Origin of the sequence: Caenispirillum bisanense, assembly GCF_900230255.1 — a bacterium.
In the GTDB taxonomy this organism is placed as follows: domain Bacteria; phylum Pseudomonadota; class Alphaproteobacteria; order Rhodospirillales; family Rhodospirillaceae; genus Caenispirillum; species Caenispirillum bisanense_A.
In genome coordinates, this window is record NZ_OCNJ01000001.1 from 69,672 (window position 1) to 89,533 (window position 19,862).

Consider the following 19,862-nt stretch of genomic DNA (forward strand, 5'->3'; position numbering starts at 1 on the left):
GCGCCCCGTCGCTTTTTGTCGTTTGAAGGTTCATCAGGGGTTCTCGAATGGAGAAGATTCCCATGACTCCGAAGGGTCTGACCCTTCTGGAGCAGGAGCTGAAGCAGCTGCGGTCGGTGGAACGCCCGAACGTCATCAAGGCGATCGCCGAGGCGCGTGAGCACGGCGACCTGTCCGAGAACGCCGAGTACCACGCCGCCCGTGAGCGCCAGAGCTTCATCGAGGGTCGCATCTCCGAGCTGGAAGACATCATCGGCCGCGCCGACGTCATCGACATCGCCAAGATGTCGGGCGACAAGGTGCGCTTCGGCGCCACCGTGGTGGTGGCCGACGAGGACACCGACGAGGAAGTCAGCTACCAGATCGTCGGCCCGCACGAGGCCGACCTGAAGCAGGGCCGCATCTCCATCCAGAGCCCCATCGCCCGCGCCCTCATCGGCAAGAGCGAAGGCGACGTGGTGGAAGTGAACGCCCCGGGCGGCTCGCGCTCGTACGAAATCGTGTCGGTGAAGTTCGTGGACGTGGACGTCTGAGGACGGACAGGCGTCAACGCCGGAGGTTCAGGCCGCCGCGTTCCCGGGAAGGGGGCGCGGCGGTTTTGTTTATGCGAGTGCGCAGATCGGCCTTTGGAATGTTCTTGATTTGTTTTCATCCTCAGGTAGAGCCGTTCTGATGGGGCCGCCCATAAAGGGCGCCGAGCCGGAGGAGCGAAAGATGGCGCATGGGAGTTTGCTGGAGGGCTCTTGCACAGGACGGCTTGGGCGTGTCGGCCTTGTTCCCCTTGGTGCGAGAGCTATCCGCAGTACGAGCACCGCATGACTAATGAGAGCGAGAGCGGCATTGGCCACCACAGTCAGTTCGGGACGTGGGTATTTCGGCCAATGATATGACTGGACTGCCGCCATGCTCCCCGACCTCTTCTCCCCCAGCACCGCCGGTCTCTCCCTCACGCCCGACTTCGTTGCCGAGGCTGACGCGGCCGCACTTCTCGCCCGCATCGACGCCCAGCCCTGGCGCGACGACCTCAAGCGACGGGTGCAGCACTACGGGTATCGGTACGACTACAAGACTCGATCCGTCGGCCCCGACGACCAGCTCGGCCCGCTGCCGGAGTGGCTGGAGCCGTTGGCGGCGCGCGTCGCCGACTCCATGGGGGCAGCGCCCGATCAGGTGATCGTCAACGAGTACCTGCCGGGGCAGGGGATCGCGCCGCACGTGGACTGCGTGCCGTGCTTCGGGCCGCGCATCGTCATCCTGAGCCTGGGCTCGCCCTGCGTCATGACCTTCTCGCGCGGACAGGATCGCGTCGACCTGCCGCTGCCGCCCAACAGCCTCGCCGTCCTGGCCGACGCGGCGCGCCACGGCTGGCGGCACGGCATCGCGGCGCGGAAGTCGGACGTGATCGCCGGCCTCCGCCACCCCCGTAGCCGCCGCGTCTCCGTCACCTTCCGCACGGTGCGCGTAAGCCCCACCGCCCGTTGAACCCGGCGCGCCAACGCGGTAAAACCGCGGCAATCCGTTTTTCCGAGATCGCAAGCGCCGGAGGTTTCCTTGGCCGCATATCAGTACATCTACGTCATGAAGGGCCTGACCAAGATCTATCCGGGCGGCCGCGAGATCCTGAAGGGTCTGACGCTGTCGTTCCTGCCCGGGGCGAAGATCGGCGTGCTCGGCCCGAACGGCGCGGGTAAGTCGACGGTCCTGAAGATCATGGCCGGCATCGACAAGGACTTCGGCGGCGAGGCCTGGGCCGCGGACGGCGTCAAGGTCGGCTACCTGTCGCAGGAGCCGGAACTCGACACCTCCAAGTCCGTGCTGGAAAACGTGCTCGACGGCGTGCGCAGCGTGAAGGACCTGCTGGTGCGCTTCGAGGAAGTCTCCATGAAGTTCGCCGACCCCGACATCTCCGACGACGAGATGAACGCGCTCATGGTCGAGCAGGGCGAGCTGCAGGAAAAGATCGACGCCGCCGACGCCTGGGAACTCGACCGTCGCGTCGAGATCGCCATGGACGCCCTGCGCTGCCCGCCGCCCGATGCCGACGTCACCAAGCTGTCGGGCGGTGAAAAGCGCCGCGTGGCGCTGTGCCGCCTGCTGCTGTCGCACCCCGACATGCTCATGCTCGACGAGCCGACCAACCACCTGGACGCCGAGTCGGTGGCGTGGCTGGAGCGCTTCTTGCGCGACTACACCGGCACCGTCGTGCTGGTCACCCACGATCGCTACTTCCTCGACAACGTCACTGGCTGGATCCTCGAGCTGGACCGCGGCCGCGGCATCCCCTACGAGGGCAACTACTCCAGCTGGCTCGAGCAGAAGCAGAAGCGCCTGGAGCAGGAGCAGCGCGAAGAGGCCGCCCGCCAGCGCACCATCAGCGCCGAGCTGGAGTGGATCCGCTCCAGCCCGAAGGCCCGTCAGGCCAAGAGCAAGGCGCGTATCACCGCCTTCGACAGCCTGGTGGCCGAGGCCCGCAACAAGGCGCCCGACGCCTCGCAGATCGTCATCCCGCCGGGCGAGCGCCTGGGCGGCGTGGTGATCGAGGCGGAAGGCCTGACCAAGTCCTTCGGCGACCGCCTGCTCATCGAGGACCTGTCGTTCAAGCTGCCGCCCGGCGGCATCGTCGGCATCATCGGTCCGAACGGCGCCGGCAAGACCACGCTGTTCAAGATGATCACGGGCAAGGAAGAGCCGGACACCGGCACCCTCCGCGTCGGCGAGACGGTGAAGCTCGGCTACATCGACCAGAGCCGCGAAAGCCTGGACGACAAGAAGACCGTGTGGGAGGAAATCTCCGGCGGCCTGGACGAGCTGGACCTGGGCGTGCGCAAGATCCAGAGCCGCGCCTACGTCGGCCAGTTCAACTTCCGCGGCCCCGACCAGCAGAAGCGCGTCGGCCAGCTGTCGGGCGGCGAGCGCAACCGCGTGCACCTGGCGAAGATGCTGAAGTCCGGCGCCAACGTCATCCTGCTCGACGAACCGACCAACGACCTGGACCTTGACACCCTGCGGGCCCTGGAAGGGGCGCTGCTGGACTTCCCGGGCTGCGCCGTGGTCATCTCGCACGATCGCTGGTTCCTTGACCGCATCGCGACGCACATCCTGGCCTTCGAGGGCGACAGCCACGTGGAGTGGTTCGAGGGCAACTACCAGGACTACGAAGCCGACCGCAAGCGCCGCCTTGGCGCCGAGGCCGACCAGCCGCACCGCATCAAGTACAAGCCGCTGACCCGCTGAGGCGGCGGTTCGACGCACGGCACCGGGGGCTCCGCGAGGGGCCCCCGGTTTTCGTTTGGGGAGGCGCCATCATCGCCCCTCTTCTTTGTCATGCCCGGCCACCGAGCCGGGCATCCACGGCTCCCCGGACGGATGCCGTGGAGGATGGAGTAGCGGCCGCCGTCCGTGCCGCCGTGGATGGCCGGATCAAGTCCGGCCATGACAACGTAAGGGAGGTGGGGGAGGTGGGGGCAGGCAAAGAGCCGGGCAGCCGCCGCCGCCTTCACACCCCCCGCACCAGCGCGTGCCGCTTCCGCCCCGCCGACAGGCGCAGGGTGCCGGCGCCCTGGACCAGCGCCGCCGCATCCTCCACCGCCGCGCCGTCCACCCGGGCACCGCCGCCGGCCACCAGCCGCCGCGCCTCGCCCTTGGACGCGGCGAGGCCCGCCGTCACCAGCAGGTCCACCAGCGGCAGGCCCGCCGCCAGGGCCGCCGCCGACACCTCCACCGTCGGCAGGCCGTCGGCCGCGGCGCCGTCCTCGAAGGCGCGGCGGGCGGTTTCCGCCGCCTCGGCGGCCGCGTCGGCGCCGTGGACCAGCGTCGTCACCGCCGTCGCCAGCACCTTCTTGGCCTCGTTCAGCTCCGCCCCGCGCAAGGCGGCGAGGCGGTCGATCTCGGCCAGCGGCAGCTCGGTGAACAGGCGCAGGAAGCGGCCGACGTCGGCGTCTTCCGTATTGCGCCAGAACTGCCAGAACTCGAAGGGCGAGCGGCGCTCGGCGTTGAGCCACACCGCGCCGCCGGCGGTCTTGCCCATCTTGGTGCCCGAGGCGGTGGTGAGCAGCGGCGTGGTGGCGCCGAACAGCGGCACGTCGTCCACCCGCCGGCCCAGCTCCACGCCGTTGACGATGTTCCCCCACTGGTCGGAGCCGCCCATCTGCAGGCGGCAGCCGAAGCGGCGCGACAGCTCCACGAAGTCGGTGGCCTGCAGCAGCATGTAGTTGAATTCGAGGAACGTCAGCGGTTGCTCGCGGTCCAGGCGCTGGCGGACCGAGTCGAAGGTCAGCATGCGGTTGACCGAGAAATGCCGCCCGAAGTCGCGCAGGAAGGCGATGTAGCCGAGGCGGTCGAGCCAGTCGGCGTTGTTCACCATCACCGCGTCGGTCGGGCCGGAGCCGAAGGTCAGGAAGCGCTCGAACACCCGGCGGATGCCGGCGATGTTGGCGGCGATCTGGGCGTCGTCGAGCAGCGGCCGGGTGGTGTCGCGGAAGCTCGGGTCGCCGATGCGGGTGGTGCCGCCGCCCATGAGCACGAGCGGCCGGTGGCCGGTCTTCTGCAGCCAGCGCAGGGTCATGATCGACAGCAGGTGGCCGACGTGCAGGCTGTCGGCGGTGGCGTCGAAGCCGATGTAGGCCGTCACCGGCGCGCCGCCGGCGAACAGGGCGTCGAGCCCCTGCCAGTCGGTGCCCTGGTGCAGGAAGCCGCGCTCGGCCAGCACCCGCAGGGTGTCGGAACGGAAGGCGGGAAGATCGGATGTCATGACTGCAAGGTCTCCGGAAAGGGCCGGAGGCCGGAGACCCGGTGCATTCACCGCCGATACGAGCCGCCGACCTGCGGCGGGGTTCGTATCGTGCAAAGGACCGTCGACGCCGCCGTTATGGGGACGGCGCGTAATAGCGGGTCTGGAAGGCGGCGGTGCGGGTCGCGGTCATGGGCGGGACATATAGCGCCGGCGTCGGCGGAAGGCAAGCCGCGCCGCCCGCCGTCCCGCTTTTGTCGAAACGCAGCGCGTGCACCGGGCGTTGAACAGCGGGTGCCGCCGGCTCCGGCCCGGTAGTGCGCCCGCATGCCTGAGAAAAACGAGAAGGAGACAGCCGTGACCAGGACCCGCTTCCGCCGCTTCTGCCTCGCCGCCGCCGTGGCCGCATCCACCGCTGCCGCCGCGGGCTCCGCCGCGGCCGCCACCCTCGAGGCGGTGACCGACCCGAGCTTCGTGCCCTTCGAGATGCTGGATCAGCAGAGCGGCGAGATGGTCGGCTTCGACATGGACATCCTGGCCGAAATCGCCAAGCGCGGCGGCTTCGACTACAACCTGCGCACCATGGACTTCAACGGCATCATCCCGGCCATCCAGACCGGCAATGCCAATGTCGCCATCGCCGGCATCACCATCACGGAAGAACGCGAGCAGATCGTCGACTTCTCCGACCCGTACTACGACAGCGGCCTACGCATCCTGGTGCCGCAGAACAGCGACGTCGACGAGCTGTCGGACCTGCAGGGCAAGAAGATCGGCACCAAGATCGGTTCCACCAGCTTCGACTACCTGAAGCAGGAACTGGGCGACGGCGCCGACATCACCCCCTATCCGGGCAGCGCCGACATGTACATGGCGCTCATGTCGGGCAGCGTCGACGCGGTGTTCTACGACGCGCCCAACGTCGGCTACTTCGCCAAGACCAAGGGCGGCGACCGCGTGAAGACCGCCGGCCCGCTCTATGAAGGCCAGCAGTACGGCATCGCCTTCAACGAGGGCAGCGAATGGGTGGACGACGCCAACGAGGCGCTCGCCTCCATGCGCGAGGACGGCACCTACGCCAAGATCTACGAGAAGTGGTTCGGCGAGGCGCCGCCGGCCCAGAAGTGACGCGCCCCTGACCCGACCGTCGCACCGGGGCCCCTGCGGGGGCTCCGGTGTTCCCGTTTCCAAGCCAGGAGATTCCCCCGGTGGGTGGCGACTTCACCTTCGACTGGCAGGCGGCGATCGCTTCGATCCCCTACCTGCTGGAAGGCATCCCCTACACCCTGCTCATTTCCTTCGCCGGCCTCGTGTTCGGCTTCCTGCTCGGCATCGTCTTCGGCCTTCTGAGCATCAACCCGGTGCGCCTGCTGCGCTGGCCGGCCATCGCCTACATCGAGGTGTTCCGCGGCACGCCGGTGCTGGTGCAGGTGCTGTTCATCTTCTACGGCCTGCCGGAGCTGCTCGGCGGCCCCATCAACGCGCTGACCGCCGGCATCGCCGCCATCGCCCTGAACTCGGGCGCCTATATTTCGGAAATCGTGCGCGGCGGCGTGCAGAGCATCGACCGCGGCCAGCGCGAAGCCGGCCTGTCCCTCGGCCTCAGCCGCGGGCAGACATTCCGCTACGTCATCTGGCCGCAGGCGCTGAAGCGCATGATCCCGCCGCTCGGCAACCAGGCCATCGTCAGCATCAAGGACACGTCGCTGTTCTCGGTGATCGGCGTCGGCGAGCTGGTGCGCCAGGGCCAGATCTACATCGCCACCACCTTCACGGCGCTGGAGGTCTACCTGATGGTGGCGCTGCTCTACCTCGCCATCACGCTCACCCTGTCGGCGCTGCTGCGCTGGGCGGAGCGCACCGGCGTGGTCGGCGGCCGCTGAGAGACGGACGAGGAGGAGGAAGAGACATGGCGGAACAGCCCATCGTCCGCATGCAGAAGGTGAACAAGTATTTCGGCCGCCTGCACGTGCTGCGCGACATCGAGCTCGACGTGGTGCCGGGCGAGGTGGTGGTCATCATCGGCGCCAGCGGCTCGGGCAAGTCGACGCTCATCCGCTGCGTCAACGGCCTGGAGCCGTTCCAGCAGGGCGCCATCGAGGTGGACGGCCACCCGCTGAAACCCGGCGACCAGGGCAGCCGCGACCTGCAGGCCATCCGGCGCGAGGTCGGCATGGTGTTCCAGCAGTTCAACCTGTTCCCGCACCGGACCGTGCTGCAGAACGTGACCCTGGCGCCCATGAAGGTGCGCGGCACCGACCGGCGCGAGGCGGAAGAGACGGCCCGCCGCCTGCTCGACCGCGTCGGTATCGGCAACCAGGCGGAGAAGTACCCCACCCAGCTGTCGGGCGGCCAGCAGCAGCGCGTCGCCATCGCCCGCGCGCTCGCCATGGAGCCGCGCCTCATGCTGTTCGACGAACCGACCAGCGCGCTCGACCCGGAAATGATCGGCGAGGTGCTGGACGTCATGCGCGAGTTGGCGGGGGAGGGCATGACCATGATGATCGTCACCCACGAAATGGGCTTCGCCCGCGAGGTCGCCGACCGGGTGATCTACATCCACGAGGGCCAGATCGTCGAGGAAGGCCCGCCGGAAGAGGTCTTCGACCGCCCGCAGAGCGAACGCACCCAGGCCTTCCTGTCGCGCGTGCTGAAGCACTGAGGGGCGGGGGCGACATCCCCTCCTCGTCACGCCAGGCTTCCGAGCCGGGCCTCCACGGCTCCCCTGACGGTGGCCGTGGAGGATGGTGCCGTCGACAGCCGCCGGAGACGCCGTGGATGGCCGGAACAAGTCCGGCCACGACACTGTCCAAGGGCGTTCAAGGGGTTAGCCGGCGCCGGCGGCCGACCAGCCGCGCCGCCTTACGCCTTCTCGCCCAGCTTGCGCAGCAGGAAGTCGCGGAACACGGCGACGCGCTTGGAGTGGCGCAGTTCCTCCGGGTAGACGAAGAAGCAGTCGAAGCCGGGGCCGCGCAGCTCCGGCAGCACCTGTACCAGGTTGGTCGCTTCGGTGGAGAAGTACTCCGGCAGGGCGGCGATGCCGAGGCCCGACTGCACGGCGCGGAAGATGCCGTAGATGTTGTTCACCCGCAGCACAGGCTGGCGGCGCTTCTTGGGGACACCGCCGGCGGTCAGCAGCCAGTTCATGTTGTCGACCGGCGCCTTGGCGTCCTCGCCGTAGACGATGAGGCGGTGGCTGTCCAGGTCGTCGGGGGTCTTCGGGATGCCGAACTTCTTCAGGTACTCGGGGCTCGCGTAGATGCGGTAGTGCAGGCCCATGAGGTGGCGCTGCACCAGATCCGGCTGGCGCGGCGGGTGGAAGCGGATGGCGACGTCCGCCTCGCGCATGGCCAGGTCCACCTCGCCGTCGTCGAGCAGCAGGCTCATCTCGATGTGGGGGTAGGTGTCCATGAACTCCTTGATGCGCGGCGTCAGCCACACAGAGCCGAAGGCGACCGTGGTGGTCACCTTGAGCGGCCCTTCGGGGCGCTCGCGGCTTTCGGTCAGGCGCGCTTCGGCCATGGACAGCTTGGCGAAGACTTCGTGCACCGTGTTGTAGAGCAGTTCGCCCTGCTCGGTGAGGATCAGCCCGCGCGCATGGCGGTGGAAGAGCGAGACGTTGAGGCTCTCCTCCAGCGCCGAGATCTGGCGGCTGACGGCCGACTGGCTGAGGTTCAGCGACTCGCCGGCATGGGTGAACGACCCGGCCTCGGCCACGGAATGGAAGATCCGCAGCTTGTCCCAGTCCATCATGGTGTTCGCACGGGCCGCCATGGTCCCCCCGGGGGCAGATTGTTTCACACGTCTGATGTTCTACCGGAGCACGCGGGCGATGTCAGCCATGCATCGCTCGCATAACTGCGGCTTGTGCTTGCCCTCAGGCGCCGGGCGCGGCCTGCGGCCGCTGGGCTCTCGCGGCAGGGGCCGCGCGGCGCGGTCGCGCCGTTGGGTGCACGGACGAGCCGGCCTGGAGTAAGCCGGCTCCCGTGGTTCAGGCCTGGCCGTTGAGGGCGAGGAAGCGGTCGGCCTCGATGGCGGCCATGCAGCCGGTGCCGGCGGCGGTGACGGCCTGGCGGTAGACGTGGTCCTGCACGTCGCCGGCGGCATAGACGCCGGGGATGTTGGTGGCCGTCGAGTCCGGCTTGGTGATGAGGTAGCCGTTCTCGTCCATGTCCAACTGGCCCTGGAACAGGCTGGTGTTGGGCGTGTGGCCGATGGCGACGAACACGCCGTCGAGCGGCAGCTCGCGCGTTTCCTTGGTCTTCACGTCCTCCAGCAGCACGCCGGTGACGCCCAGCGGCTCGCCGCCGCCCAGCACGTCGGCCACCACCGTGTTCCAGATGGGCTCGATCTTGGGGTTGGCGAACAGGCGGTCCTGCATGATGCGTTCGGCCCGCAGTTCCTCGCGGCGGTGGATGAGGTAGACCTTGCTGGCGTGGTTGGTCAGGAAGATGGCTTCCTCGACCGCCGTGTTGCCGCCGCCGATGACCGCGACCACCTTGTTGCGGAAGAAAAACCCGTCGCAGGTGGCGCAGGCCGAGACGCCGAAGCCCTGGAAGCGGGCCTCGCTCTCCAGGCCCAGCCAGCGCGCCGAGGCGCCGGTGGAGATGACGACCGTCTCGCCGATGTAGACGTCGCCCGAGTCGCCGACGGCCTTGAAGGGGCGGCTCGACAGGTCGACGGACACGATGGTGTCGTGCACCCAGTTGGTGCCGACGTTCTGCGCCTGGGCCTGCATCTGCTCCATCAGCCATGGCCCCTGGATGGGGTCGGCGAAGCCGGGATAGTTCTCGACGTCGGTGGTGATGGTCAGCTGGCCGCCCGGCTGGATGCCGGACACGAGGATCGGCGCCAGGTTGGCGCGGGCGGCGTAGATGGCGGCGGTGCAGCCGGCCGGGCCGGAGCCCAGGATGAGAACCTTCGTGTGATGCTCAGCCATGTCGAACGGGGCCTTCTCGATGCGGAAAACGGATGCCCGGCCGGGTCCGGGACGATGGGTCGGGGGAGGATAGTGAGGCGTTCCCGGCCACGCAACAAATGTGCGGCGCGCTGGCCGGCGGCAAGGGCGATGGAGCAGTCCGGCAAAGCGAAGGGGCGCCCGGCATGACCGGGCGCCCCTGGCTCACGAGCGGAAGAACGCCGCCTCAGAGTTCGCCGGCGCTTTCCTTCAGGAAGGCGGCGACGCCGTCGGGGGTGGCCTTCATGCCCTTCTTGCCCTTGGTCCAGCCGGCGGGGCAGACCTCGCCGTGCTCTTCGTGGAACTGCAGGGCGTCGATCAGGCGCAGGCCTTCGTCGACGTTACGGCCGAGCGGCAGGTCGTTGATGGTGGCGTGGCGGACGTTGAAGTTCTTGTCGATCAGGAACGAACCGCGCAGCGCGACGCCGGCCGGCAGCAGCACGCCGAAGTTCTTGGCGATGTCCTTGGTCACGTCGGCGACCATCGGGAACTGCACGTTGCCGAGGCCACCCTCGTCCTGCGGGGTCTTCTTCCACGCGAGGTGGGTGAACTGGCTGTCGATGGACACCGACACGACCTTGCAGTTGCGCTCCTGGAACTGGGCCAGGCGGTGGTCGTGGGCGATGATCTCGGACGGGCACACGAAGGTGAAGTCGAGCGGGTAGAAGAACACCCAGCCGTACGAACCGCCGAGGTATTCCTTCAGGTTGAAGCTGGCGTTGATGCTGTTGTCGGGCATCACGGCCTGGGCGGTGAAGTCCGGGGCCTGCTTGCCGACGAGCGAGGTGATGGAGACGGTCTCGGTCATAATGTGTGCTCCCCTTGAAATGGCTTGGGCCTATGGGACAAATCTGCGGCCCCTATCTAGCCGTCGCGGACGCCCTTTTGCAAGTCGGAATAAGTAAAATGTAGGGCATTCCACCCTGACTTCTCCTTGCGGAGGGGGTGGGGCGACCTTCGGTCCGGCCGGCACCGCCGACGGTCCGGCGGGCGGGGCGCGACGGTGGCCCCAACATGGCGGCACGGGCGCTCCGGCTCAAGCCCGCGCATGCGATCGGCGCGCCGAAGGCGAAGGCGGTGGGTGCCGTGCCACCCTGGCGCACGCCGAACGTTACCCAGGAAAGGTGGCGCATCCTAGCATAATTGTGGGCTTTGGGCGGAAAGCCTTATTGTCATTGCCGCGCGAGGCCATTACCTTGAAACATCATTGCGTCGGTGCGATACAAGATTCCGACGCGCTACCCGGGAGGATAATTTACGACATGCAGCGGGTGAAGCTTGATCGCATCGATCGGCGCATCCTGAGCGATCTGCAGGCCGACGGTCGCATGACGAACGTCGAGCTGGCACGCCGGGCGGGCATCTCGGCGCCGCCCTGCCTGCGGCGCGTGCGGGCGCTGGAGGAAGCCGGCTACATCCGGGGCTATCACGCCGACATCGACCCGGCGGCGCTCGGCTACCATGTGACGGTGTTCGCCCACGTCGGCCTGAACAGCCAGGCGGAGGCCGACCTGCGCGCCTTCGAAGGACTGGTCAACCAGTGGCCGGAAGTGCGCGAATGTCACATGCTGGCGGGCGAGACCGACTTTCTTCTGAAGGTCGTCGCGCACGACTGGGACGATTACCAGCGGTTCCTCACCACGCGGCTGACGGCGGCGCCCAACGTGGCGCACGTGAAGTCGGCGCTGGCGATCCGCACGGGCAAGCAGCAGCCCGGGGTGCCCATCGACGTGGACTCCGGCCCCGAACCCCACCCGGAACGGGACCACGACGCGGATGGCGAGGGGCGCTGAGCAATCGGCGCCCTTCTTCTTTCCTCCCCCTTCAGCGGCGGCGGTACGCCCGAGGCGCGGCGGCACTGCAACACTCCGTGACGAAAGTGCAACACGCCGCGGCGGGGCCGTTCCGCCGGCCGGGGGCCTGTGCTAAAGCGGGCGCACCTTCCATCGGCGGCCGTCCATGCGCCTTTCGCTGCCCGTCCTGACGACGCTGTGCGTCGTGCCGTTCCTCGTCAACGACCTCTACCTGATCTTTCAGGTGGAGTACGGCACCTACGTCGCCGTCGAGATGGTCCTGCGCGCCACCGTCGTGGTCGCCGCCCTGGTGGTGCCGGCGGGGCGACGGGCGCTGCGGCCGCTGGCCGGGCGCCCCTACCGCAGCCTGCAGGGCATCGGCTGGACCGTCGGGCTGACCCTCGCCATCGTGCTCGCCTTCCCGCTGCGCTGGTACATCCCCGGCCAGCCGTGGGGCTGGGCGCCCATCGCCGACGACCACCTGTGGCTGCTGCTCGATACCGCCATCGGCATCCCCCTGGTCGCGTTGAGCGAGGAGATCGTGGCCCGCGGCCTGGTCAAGCGCACGTTGGAGGACCGCGGCTGGCACCCGGTGCTGGTGACGCTGGCCGCTTCGCTGCTGTTCGGGCTGTGGCATTGGTCCGGCGGTCTCGGCCACGTCGCCATGACGACGGTCTCGGGCGTCCTCTTCATGGTCTGCGTCTACCGCACCGGCTCGCTGTGGCCGGCGGTGGCGGCGCATACGCTCATCGACCTGTGGCTCATCAGCTGGATCGACTGGCAGGAACTGCTGGGCGTCGGCCTGCCCGTCGGCTGAGGGCGCCCGCCCGCTCACCATCCCATGGCCCGCTGGCGCGCCCGCAGGGCCGTCGCCCGGCCGGTGAAGGCGCGCGCCTCGGCCAGCGTCGCGATCCCCGCCGAGTCGAGCAGGGGCAGCAGCCGCACGTAAAGCTCCGCCGTCACCAGCGCGTCGCCGAGGGCGGTGTGCCGCCCGTGGATGTCGACGCCGAGCCGTTCGGCCAAAGCCTCCAGGCTCAGGTCGGTCATGTCGGGGAACAAAAGGCCGGCGAGCAGCAGGGTGTCGAGGGTCGGCGGGGCGGGCGGCGTGAGGCCGGCGAGGCTGCACTCGCGGCGCAGCAGCGCCAGGTCGAAGCCGATGTTGTGGCCGACCAGCACCGCCCCGCGCAGCAGCGGCTCCAGCGCCGGCCACACCTCGGGGAAGGGCGGGGCGTCGCGCGCCAGCTCGTCGGTGATGCCGTGGATGGCCGACGACCGAGGCGGGATCGGCACGCCGGGGTTCACCAGCCGGTCGATGTTGGCGATGTGGAAGATGCGCGTCCCATGCACCCGCACGCCGCCCATGGAGACGATGCGGTCGGCGCGCACGTCGAGGCCCGTCGACTCGCAGTCGAACACCAGTGCGGGCAGGTCGAACAGCGGCGTCGCGTCGTCGGCGGCGGCCTCGGGCAGCGCGTCGTGCAGCGAAAGGTCGTGATGCACCGCGCCGTCTTCCGCCACCACCCGCAGGCGCGGCCCGCCCACCGGCGTGGCGGTGAGGCGCACGACATAGCCGCCGTGGCCGGTCAGCTCGCAGATGCGCGCCGGCCAGCGCCGGCCGTCGACGCCGGGCAGGGTGGCGTCGACGGCGCCGCCGGGCTCGGCATGGGCATGGGCCATGGCGTCGAGCAGGTCGTCGCGCTCCAGCGCCGCGAAGACCGAGGAGCCGACGCGCACCGGCTCGTCCCCCAGCAAGGCGCGGGCGGCGGCGTTGACCAGGCTCACCTGGCCCTGCTCGGTGACCACCAGGATGGCTTCGTCCAGGGTCGCCAGCACGGCGGTGAGCCGCTCGTCGGGGCCGGCGGAGGGGAACAGGCGGCGTAGCACCAGGGTTTCCACCGCCTCGCGCAGGCGGGCGACCTCGTCGGGGCCGGCGGCGCGGTCGCGCGGCGGCGGCAGGCGGCCGTCGCGGCTGACCGAGGCGACCAGGACCCCGGCGCGCAGCCGTTCCAGGTCGGCGAAGTGGCTGGCGAGCACGCCCCAGCAGGCCCACAGCCCGGTCAGCGCCGCGAAGGCGAGGGCGAGCACCACCAGCGCCGGCACGGCGGGCGCCCCGGCGGCATCGCGCAGCAGGCCGGCGTCGGCCACCAGCCACACCGCCCCGCCGACGGCGGCCAGAACCACGGCCGCCAGCGCGAGGAAGGCCAGCCGCAGGGTGCGGCGTGTCGGGCCGTGCCGGGTCATGCCGCCCATCCTTCCTCCCTTCCTGCGGTTCGCCGACGGTCGCGGCGCCGCCCTCAGTGCGCCACCGGCTCCCGGCTCCGCGCCGGGGCCTCGGCGGTCGCCGGCTGCGGCTTGCGGCTGCCGTTGCCGCGGCCGGCCGCCGTCTTGGGTCGTGCGGCCGTCCGCCGGGCCGGGGCGGCGGCGCGATCCTCGGCGGCGGCCAGACGCAGGGGCTGCGTCGCCTCGAAAGCGGTGACGTAGTCGCGCACCAGCGGCACCGCCTCCTGATGGCGGGCCAGTTGGACCTGGAAGATCATGTGGCTCTCGTGGCGGAAGGCCATCTCCGAGGCCACCAGATAGAACTCCCACATGCGGCAGAACCGCTCGTCGTAGAGGGCCTTCGCCTCGTCGCGGTTGGCCTGGAAGCGGTCGTGCCAGTGGCGCAGCGTCTTGGCGTAGTGCAGGCGCAGCATCTCGACGTCGCAGGGGATGAGGCGCTCGTGCTCCACCGCCGCCATCAGCTCCGACAGGGCGGGGGAATAGCCGCCGGGGAAGATGTACTTGCGGATCCAGGCGTTGGTGCCGCCCGGCGGTTCGGGGCGGCCGATGGTGTGCAGCAGGGCGATGCCGTCGGGCTTCAGCAGGTCGCGCACCTTGCCGAAGAACTCGCGGTAATGGCGGGCGCCGACGTGCTCGAACATGCCGACCGAGACGATGCGGTCGAACTGGTCGTCCACCAGCCGGTAGTCGAGCAATTGGAAGGTGACGCGGTGCTCCAGCTTTTCCTCCGCCGCCCGCCGGCGCGCGACTGCCAGTTGCTCGCGCGACAGGGTGACGCCGGTGACGTGGGCGCCGAACTCGCGCGCCAGATAGAGCGCCATGCCGCCCCAGCCGCAGCCGATGTCGAGCACCCGCAGGCCCGGCTGCAGCAGCAGCTTGGCGGCGATGTGGCGTTTCTTGGCCTCCTGGGCGACGTCGAGGCTCTCCATGCCGGTCGGGAAGTAGGCGCAGGAATACTGGCGGTCGCGGTCGAGGAACAGGTCGTAAAGCTCGCCCGACAGGTCGTAGTGATGGGCCACGTTCTTGCGCGCCACGTCCACCGGGTTGTGCTGGTGCAGCCAGCGCAGCCAGCCGTTCAGGCGCTCCTGCAGGCGGATGGTCCAATGGCCGTTGCCGCGGTGCATGTTGTACATGAACAGCCCGAGCACGTCGCGCAAGGAGCCCTGCTCGATCTCGATGCCGCCGTCCATGTAGCCCTCCCCGAAGGCCAACCCGGGGTTGACCACGAGGCGCCAGTGGAGCCGTCTGTCCTTCAGCCGCAGGCGCACCGGCGCCGGCAGGTCGGCGGGAGAGACGTCGGTGATGGGCCTGCCACCGAAGCGGTGACTTTCGCCGTCGGCGTCGATCACCACCAGATCACCGTATGTCACGAGACGCCGTAAGACTTTCGCCAGAAGCATGGCCGCTCCTTCTTCCGCCCTGGTCCGCTTCCCTCGTCGTTCCTCCTCCCGACCAACGATGTTGGGAAGGCGCGAGGGGCACTGCAAGAGTGTCGGCGGTCGACGGGGGCGGTTCATCCGGTGAGGCGGGCGGCGGCCTCCCTTATGCCGTCGTAGTACGCGGCGTCGCACAGCACTCCGTCGACGGTGCGGCCGTGCAGCGAAGCGCAGAGGTTGAGGGCGGCCGGCGGCGGCAGGTCGGCGGCGGCACGGCGCCAGCAGGCCAGCGCCCGCCCGTCGCCGCGCCCGATCAGGTCGGCGCCGAGCAGCGGGCTCACCATGCCGACGGTCTCGATGAGCGGAAAGCGGACCAGCGGGTGCAGGGCGTTGAGCAGCCGCGGCCCGCACAACTGCGGCGGAAAGCCATTCTCCGGCTTAAGCGCCTCGACCAGACGCAGGCAGCCGTGGATGAGGAAGTCGAGCACCGGATTGCCGGGGCGGAACAGGCAGACGGCGTTGTGGACGTTGCGCCGCGCCTTCGGCCGGCCGTCGGCGCCGGGCTGCACCCAGACCTCCACCCCGAAGGCGTGGTCGACCGCCTCGGGCAGGGCGAGGCGAGAGGGGTCGATCACCAGCACGTCGGCGTCGAGCCACACCACGCGCTCCGCCCCGGCCTCCAAAGCCTCGCGCAGCCGCAGCAGGCGGCCGAGGTCGGCGGCCGTCGCCATGCGTCCGTGGTCGCGGCACTTGGCCATGTACCAGCCGGGAATGCCGTCGAACAGGGCGTCGTCGAGGAAGCGGTACGCATGCCCACGGTCGGCGGCCCAGGCCGCGACGCTGTCGAGGCAGGCACGCTGCCACGGCCCGAGGGCCGCCGGCGCATGCGATTGCAGGACGAGGGTGGCGCCGCCGCCGCTCACCGCTTGCGCGCGAGCGTCAGGCCGTCGCCGATGGGCACCAGCACCACGTCGACCCGCTCGTCGCGCGCCACCGCCTCGTTGAAGGCGCGCAGGGCGACGGTGCTGGCGCCGGTCTCGGCCGGGTCGACCACGGCGCCGTGCCACAGCACGTTGTCGACGGCGATCAGTCCGCCCGGACGCAGCAGGCCGAGGGCGGCGTCCCAATAGGCGGCGTAGCTTTCCTTGTCGGCGTCGATGAAGGCCATGTCGAAGGGCGCCGCGCCCTCGGCCCGCAGCGCCTCCAGCGTTTCCAGCGCCGGCGCGATCCGCAGGTCGATGCGGCTCGCGACGCCGGCCTGCGCCCAGTAGCGACGGGCGACGGCGGTGTACTCGTCGCTGACGTCGCAGCAGGTGACGTGGCCGTCGTCGCCCTGGGCGAGCGCCATCCACAGCGACGAATAGCCGGTGAAGGTACCGATCTCCAGGATGCGACGGGCGCCGGTGAGTTGCACCAGGAGGGAGAGCAGGGCGCCCTGTTCGGGGCTCGTCTGCATGCCGGCGCCGGGCATGCCGGCGGTTTCCTCGCGCAGGGCACGCAGCAGGCTCGGCTCGCGGACGCCGACGGCGCGCATGTACTGTTCCAGCGCCTCGGTCATCTGGGTGGTGGTGCGGGACATGGAAGGTCCTATTCGGCGGGGTTGGCGGCGGTGCGCGGTGGCTCCGGCCGGGTGAGCACGAAGGCGGCGACGGCCAGCAGCGTCAGCCCCACCACCACCGGCAGCCAGGCCTTTTCCGCCTGCAGCAGCACCCAGGCGAAGCTCAGGCTCATGCCGACCAGCGACAGCACCTTGGCGCGGCGCGGGATGGCGCCGTGCTCGTGCCAGGCGCGCAGGGCGGTGCCGAAGCGGGGATGACCGTAGAGCCAGGCGCGCAGGCGCCGGGAGGAGCGGGCGAAGGCCCAGGCGGCGACCAGCAGGAAGGGCGTGGTCGGCAGCACCGGCAGGAAGGCGCCGACGGCGCCCAGCCCGACGCAGACCCAGCCGAGGCCGAGCAGCAGCACCCGCACCACCGGCGAGGCCGGAGGTGCGGCCGGATCGCTCTCGGCGTCCGGGGCGGCGGCGTGAGCGTGACCGCCGGGTGGGGCGGTGCGGTGGGCCATGGCGCGTCCTTCCCTTGTCTCCCCAGGATATTGGCGCAGGGACCGGGGGAAATCCAGGGGTGGCGCTCGGGTTTTCCGCCGCCGGCCGGCTCAGGGCCGCGGCAGCTCCGCCCGCGCCGCCGCCAGCGCCCGGGCCAGGGCATCCTCGGCGAGCGGTGCCTGCAGGGTGGCCACCACCGTCATGCCGCGCGTGGCGATGATCTCCCGCGCCAGCGCCGCCTCGGCGGCGTCGGCCGAGACCACCAGCACCACCCGCGGCGCGTCGTCGGCGTCGGGCGGCGGTACGGCGGCCAGCTCGCGCCGGGCGGTGGCGGTGTCGAGCACCAGCACGTCGGCCGCCGCCGCCGCCAACCGCAGCCGGATGTCGTCGCCCGCCGCGACGCTGAGCGCGTCGAAGCCGCTGTCGGCGGCGGTTTCGGCGATGTAGTCGGCGAGTTCCGACTGGGTGCCGAGGGCGACCAGCAGCGGCGCCTCTTCATTGGGGGGCTGGGGCGTGGTCATGACGGGGGGCTCCCCGTCTCGGGATCGAAGGAGCGGATGGTCATCGGCGGCGAGTTTCCGGCGCTGGTCTCGTGGAGCGAGCATGGGTTTTTGCAGGATTATGAACAGATTGACCAAGACTAAGGATGCAGATAGCCTCATCTGCAAGTCCTGATCTTGGCGAGAACTTTAGTATTAGTCTCCTCGGCGGCCTTTTGCCGTCCTCGTACTCGCGGACAACAGCGGAGCGCAGCGGTGGACAAGGATCTCGTGCGCCACCTGAGGATCACCTTGGGGGCGACGCAGAAGGAACTGGCCGTCCGCCTCGGTCTCAACCAGTCCACGGTGTCGCGCTGGGAGCGCGGCACCACCCGCCCCGACGCCGAGACCCGCCGCCGCCTCTACGCCCTGCTGCAGGGCGCGTCCGATCGGGGGGAGGCGTCCCTCCGCCTTCTGGTCAGCCACAGCCCCGCCGCCATGGCCCTGTTCGATGCCGGCTGGCGCGTGCATGCGCTGTCGCAGTCGTTTTCGGATCTTCTGGGGTCGAGCCCCGGCGAGGCCATCGGCACCGACCTGCGCCGCCGGTTCTCCGACGAACTGACCGAGGCCGCCCAGGCGGCGCTGGCGCGCGGTCTGCTGACGGGCGGGACCAGCGGGTTGCGGATCCTGTGTCCGCTGCGCGGCGGCCGCGGCCGGGTGTGGACCGACGGCACGTGGCACGCCCTGCGCCTCGACGGGCAGGAGCGGCCGCTGGTGGTGTGGCAGTGCCGGGTCGTGCCGGCGGCGGAGGCGGATGCCCTGCAGGCCCGCCGCGCCGCCGTGCTCGACCTCGGCGAAGAGATCGCCGGCTGACGCAGGCGCCGCCTTCTAGAGGCGGGCCACCGTCTCCTCGATCCACGCGCGGTGGCGCCGCTCGTCGGCCAGGGCGCCCTCGAACAGGGTGCGCGCGGCCGGCGTCGCCTCGCCGTGGGCGGAGGCCCGCTCGTAGGCGGTGTTGGTGTCGTCCTCGTTGGTCTTCATGGCCTGCAGGATGGCCTTGTCGCCGAGGAAGTCGGCCAGCTTCACCTTGCCCGTCGTGAGCATCTGCTTGAAGCCGCCACCCGACGGCGGCGTGCCGCCGAGGTCGCGCAGGAGGCTCGACAGTTCGGTGACGTGGCGCTGGTGGTCGCGCTGGAAGCCCTGCAGGCTGGACTTGAAGCCGCCGTCGTCGATGCGGGCGACGGCTTCTTCATAAGCGGCGATGGCGTCGTGCTCCAGGTGGAGCAGGCTCTCGACCAGGTCCGTGAGGCGCGCTTCCTTGCCGATGGTGGTGGCCATGGGGGTTCCCTCCGTGCGTGGCTGGCGGGGATCGGTGGATCCTGTCCCGCCAACGCGCGACGGGGGGGCGCGCTTCGCCCCTACCACCCTTGTGTCTACCTGCGCCGGACGGGCGCCGCCGGGGCGTGCAGAAAGGATCGCGGCCGGACTTGAACCGGCCATCCGCGGTGGCTCCTGCGGATGGCGGAGGGCACCGCGCTCCACGGCTTCACTGGCGGTGGGCGTGGGTGCCGTCCTCCACGCCTGCTGCCGGGGAGCTGCGGGGGGCGAGGCGCGACAGGCCTTTGACGAAGCGATCAATGCGAAAAAGCCCCGCCGGCGGGTGCCGCGGGGCTTTTTCGAAGGATGGTGCTGCTGGGGGGAATCGAACCCACGACCTCTCCCTTACCAAGGGAGTGCTCTACCCCTGAGCTACAGCAGCGTGCCGTATCCGTCCCGGCGGCGGTGGTGGCGTCCGGCGTGTCGCCGTGGCCTCCGTCGTGCCGAGGCGCGCTTTATAGCGACGGGATTCCGGCCATGCAAGCTTCTTTTTTCAGAATTCCGCATCGGGCGCCCCGTCGCCCCGGATGCCGCATCGCGCACTTGACGGAATCGGCGGCAGAAGGGAGGATGCGCCACTTTACCATCCGCCAGAAGCAGCATCAGAGATCCGCCATGCCGACCAAGTCGATGCGTGACAGGACACCGCCCCGCCTTTCCGGCAAGGGGCAGGATCGTGTCGAAGACCGCCTGGAGCGCCGCGCCCAGGCCCTGCGGGCCAACCTGCTGAAGCGCAAGGACCAGCTGCGGGCGCGCGAGGAAGCCGCCAAGGCGCCCGAAGGCTCCGAGCCGTCCGGCGGCGACGAATAAGCAGACGGAAGGAAGCGTCC

The 19,862-nt window shown here is 69.9% G+C and carries 21 protein-coding genes and 1 tRNA gene; 10 read left to right on the forward strand and 12 right to left on the reverse strand.

The features are described 5' to 3' along the window. Positions 1 to 47 precede the first annotated feature (47 nt). The 3 genes from greA to ettA all read left to right on the forward strand — a co-directional run bounded on the left by greA (position 48) and on the right by ettA (position 3,234). Positions 48 to 533, forward strand: a complete 486-nt coding sequence (greA, locus tag CRP50_RS00360; RefSeq protein WP_097276997.1) for a transcription elongation factor GreA — start codon at positions 48 to 50, stop codon at positions 531 to 533. A 370-nt stretch (positions 534 to 903) separates the two neighbouring features. Continuing rightward, positions 904 to 1,482, forward strand: coding sequence for an alpha-ketoglutarate-dependent dioxygenase AlkB (locus CRP50_RS00365; protein WP_097276998.1), 579 nt, complete (start codon positions 904 to 906; stop codon positions 1,480 to 1,482). Positions 1,483 to 1,551: 69 nt separating this feature from the next. Next, positions 1,552 to 3,234: an energy-dependent translational throttle protein EttA gene (gene ettA / locus CRP50_RS00370; RefSeq protein WP_097276999.1), complete on the forward strand. Its 1,683-nt coding sequence runs from the start codon at positions 1,552 to 1,554 to the stop codon at positions 3,232 to 3,234. A gap of 262 nt (positions 3,235 to 3,496) precedes the next feature. On the opposite strand, the gene tyrS is transcribed toward ettA, so the two are convergent. Further along, a complete protein-coding gene (gene tyrS / locus CRP50_RS00375; RefSeq protein ID WP_097277000.1) occupies positions 3,497 to 4,750 on the reverse strand; it encodes a tyrosine--tRNA ligase in 1,254 nt (417 codons plus the stop codon). Positions 4,751 to 5,086: 336 nt separating this feature from the next. Here tyrS and CRP50_RS00380 point away from each other — a divergent pair, with 336 nt between their 5' ends. The 3 genes from CRP50_RS00380 (at position 5,087) to CRP50_RS00390 (ending at position 7,391) form a co-directional block, all read left to right on the forward strand. After that, a complete protein-coding gene (locus tag CRP50_RS00380) occupies positions 5,087 to 5,857 on the forward strand; it encodes a transporter substrate-binding domain-containing protein (RefSeq protein WP_245913319.1) in 771 nt (256 codons plus the stop codon). A gap of 80 nt (positions 5,858 to 5,937) precedes the next feature. Further along, positions 5,938 to 6,612, forward strand: a complete 675-nt coding sequence (locus CRP50_RS00385; RefSeq protein WP_097277002.1) for an amino acid ABC transporter permease — start codon at positions 5,938 to 5,940, stop codon at positions 6,610 to 6,612. Between the two features lie 26 nt (positions 6,613 to 6,638). Next, positions 6,639 to 7,391, forward strand: coding sequence for an amino acid ABC transporter ATP-binding protein (locus tag CRP50_RS00390; RefSeq protein WP_097277003.1), 753 nt, complete (start codon positions 6,639 to 6,641; stop codon positions 7,389 to 7,391). Positions 7,392 to 7,591: 200 nt separating this feature from the next. Here CRP50_RS00390 and CRP50_RS00395 read toward each other — a convergent pair whose 3' ends face one another. The 3 genes from CRP50_RS00395 to CRP50_RS00405 form a co-directional block, all read right to left on the reverse strand. Beyond that, positions 7,592 to 8,479, reverse strand: coding sequence for a LysR family transcriptional regulator (locus tag CRP50_RS00395; RefSeq protein WP_176525018.1), 888 nt, complete (start codon positions 8,477 to 8,479; stop codon positions 7,592 to 7,594). Positions 8,480 to 8,720: 241 nt separating this feature from the next. Then, positions 8,721 to 9,668 carry a thioredoxin-disulfide reductase gene (gene trxB, locus CRP50_RS00400; RefSeq protein ID WP_097277005.1) on the reverse strand — a complete coding sequence of 316 codons (948 nt, stop codon included), beginning with the start codon at positions 9,666 to 9,668 and terminating at the stop codon, positions 8,721 to 8,723. Positions 9,669 to 9,873: 205 nt separating this feature from the next. Next, on the reverse strand, positions 9,874 to 10,476 hold the full coding sequence (locus CRP50_RS00405) for a peroxiredoxin (RefSeq protein ID WP_416045198.1): 603 nt from the start codon (positions 10,474 to 10,476) through the stop codon (positions 9,874 to 9,876). Positions 10,477 to 10,948: 472 nt separating this feature from the next. Here CRP50_RS00405 and CRP50_RS00410 point away from each other — a divergent pair, with 472 nt between their 5' ends. After that, positions 10,949 to 11,479: an Lrp/AsnC family transcriptional regulator gene (locus CRP50_RS00410; protein WP_097277007.1), complete on the forward strand. Its 531-nt coding sequence runs from the start codon at positions 10,949 to 10,951 to the stop codon at positions 11,477 to 11,479. A 166-nt stretch (positions 11,480 to 11,645) separates the two neighbouring features. After that, positions 11,646 to 12,296 carry a CPBP family intramembrane glutamic endopeptidase gene (locus CRP50_RS00415; protein ID WP_097277008.1) on the forward strand — a complete coding sequence of 217 codons (651 nt, stop codon included), beginning with the start codon at positions 11,646 to 11,648 and terminating at the stop codon, positions 12,294 to 12,296. A 14-nt stretch (positions 12,297 to 12,310) separates the two neighbouring features. Here the strand turns inward: CRP50_RS00415 and CRP50_RS00420 are convergent, their stop codons facing one another. The 6 genes from CRP50_RS00420 to CRP50_RS00445 form a co-directional block, all read right to left on the reverse strand. Next, entirely contained in the window at positions 12,311 to 13,720 is a 1,410-nt protein-coding gene (locus CRP50_RS00420) for an exonuclease domain-containing protein (protein ID WP_141415040.1), read from the reverse strand. A gap of 53 nt (positions 13,721 to 13,773) precedes the next feature. Next, a complete protein-coding gene (locus CRP50_RS00425; protein WP_416045193.1) occupies positions 13,774 to 15,129 on the reverse strand; it encodes a class I SAM-dependent methyltransferase in 1,356 nt (451 codons plus the stop codon). A 143-nt stretch (positions 15,130 to 15,272) separates the two neighbouring features. Next, positions 15,273 to 16,058 (reverse strand): hypothetical protein, encoded by a 786-nt coding sequence (locus CRP50_RS00430; RefSeq protein WP_097277011.1) that lies wholly within the window; start codon positions 16,056 to 16,058, stop codon positions 15,273 to 15,275. Further along, positions 16,055 to 16,714 (reverse strand): O-methyltransferase, encoded by a 660-nt coding sequence (locus CRP50_RS00435; protein ID WP_097277012.1) that lies wholly within the window; start codon positions 16,712 to 16,714, stop codon positions 16,055 to 16,057. Before CRP50_RS00435 ends, CRP50_RS00430 begins: the two co-directional genes overlap by 4 nt. A gap of 8 nt (positions 16,715 to 16,722) precedes the next feature. Next, positions 16,723 to 17,196, reverse strand: a complete 474-nt coding sequence (locus CRP50_RS00440) for a YbaN family protein (protein ID WP_097277013.1) — start codon at positions 17,194 to 17,196, stop codon at positions 16,723 to 16,725. A gap of 90 nt (positions 17,197 to 17,286) precedes the next feature. After that, positions 17,287 to 17,697, reverse strand: a complete 411-nt coding sequence (locus CRP50_RS00445; RefSeq protein ID WP_097277014.1) for a hypothetical protein — start codon at positions 17,695 to 17,697, stop codon at positions 17,287 to 17,289. A 234-nt stretch (positions 17,698 to 17,931) separates the two neighbouring features. On the opposite strand from CRP50_RS00445, the gene CRP50_RS00450 reads away from it, so the two are divergent. Continuing rightward, positions 17,932 to 18,528: a helix-turn-helix domain-containing protein gene (locus CRP50_RS00450; RefSeq protein WP_141415041.1), complete on the forward strand. Its 597-nt coding sequence runs from the start codon at positions 17,932 to 17,934 to the stop codon at positions 18,526 to 18,528. Between the two features lie 15 nt (positions 18,529 to 18,543). Here the strand turns inward: CRP50_RS00450 and CRP50_RS00455 are convergent, their stop codons facing one another. Then, the gene (locus CRP50_RS00455; RefSeq protein WP_097277016.1) at positions 18,544 to 18,993 is read right to left on the reverse strand and encodes a ferritin-like domain-containing protein; all 450 of its coding nucleotides are present in this window, start codon (positions 18,991 to 18,993) and stop codon (positions 18,544 to 18,546) included. Between the two features lie 346 nt (positions 18,994 to 19,339). Next, positions 19,340 to 19,414 (reverse strand) — tRNA-Thr (locus tag CRP50_RS00460). A gap of 233 nt (positions 19,415 to 19,647) precedes the next feature. Between CRP50_RS00460 and CRP50_RS00465 the strand changes: the two genes are divergently transcribed. Then, positions 19,648 to 19,842, forward strand: coding sequence for a hypothetical protein (locus CRP50_RS00465; protein ID WP_245913320.1), 195 nt, complete (start codon positions 19,648 to 19,650; stop codon positions 19,840 to 19,842). Positions 19,843 to 19,862: the final 20 nt, after the last annotated feature.

Coding starts and splice junctions, on each gene's coding strand:
- CRP50_RS00440 (WP_097277013.1), bottom strand. CDS start 17,196: ATGGCCCACCGCACCGCCCCACCCGGCGGTCACGCTCACGCCGCCGCC.
- CRP50_RS00445 (WP_097277014.1), bottom strand. CDS start 17,697: ATGACCACGCCCCAGCCCCCCAATGAAGAGGCGCCGCTGCTGGTCGCC.
- greA (WP_097276997.1), top strand. CDS start 48: ATGGAGAAGATTCCCATGACTCCGAAGGGTCTGACCCTTCTGGAGCAG.
- tyrS (WP_097277000.1), bottom strand. CDS start 4,750: ATGACATCCGATCTTCCCGCCTTCCGTTCCGACACCCTGCGGGTGCTG.
- CRP50_RS00365 (WP_097276998.1), top strand. CDS start 904: ATGCTCCCCGACCTCTTCTCCCCCAGCACCGCCGGTCTCTCCCTCACG.
- trxB (WP_097277005.1), bottom strand. CDS start 9,668: ATGGCTGAGCATCACACGAAGGTTCTCATCCTGGGCTCCGGCCCGGCC.
- CRP50_RS00415 (WP_097277008.1), top strand. CDS start 11,646: ATGCGCCTTTCGCTGCCCGTCCTGACGACGCTGTGCGTCGTGCCGTTC.
- CRP50_RS00435 (WP_097277012.1), bottom strand. CDS start 16,714: ATGTCCCGCACCACCACCCAGATGACCGAGGCGCTGGAACAGTACATG.
- CRP50_RS00455 (WP_097277016.1), bottom strand. CDS start 18,993: ATGGCCACCACCATCGGCAAGGAAGCGCGCCTCACGGACCTGGTCGAG.
- CRP50_RS00390 (WP_097277003.1), top strand. CDS start 6,639: ATGGCGGAACAGCCCATCGTCCGCATGCAGAAGGTGAACAAGTATTTC.
- CRP50_RS00395 (WP_176525018.1), bottom strand. CDS start 8,479: ATGGACTGGGACAAGCTGCGGATCTTCCATTCCGTGGCCGAGGCCGGG.
- CRP50_RS00420 (WP_141415040.1), bottom strand. CDS start 13,720: ATGACCCGGCACGGCCCGACACGCCGCACCCTGCGGCTGGCCTTCCTC.
- CRP50_RS00465 (WP_245913320.1), top strand. CDS start 19,648: ATGCCGACCAAGTCGATGCGTGACAGGACACCGCCCCGCCTTTCCGGC.
- CRP50_RS00410 (WP_097277007.1), top strand. CDS start 10,949: ATGCAGCGGGTGAAGCTTGATCGCATCGATCGGCGCATCCTGAGCGAT.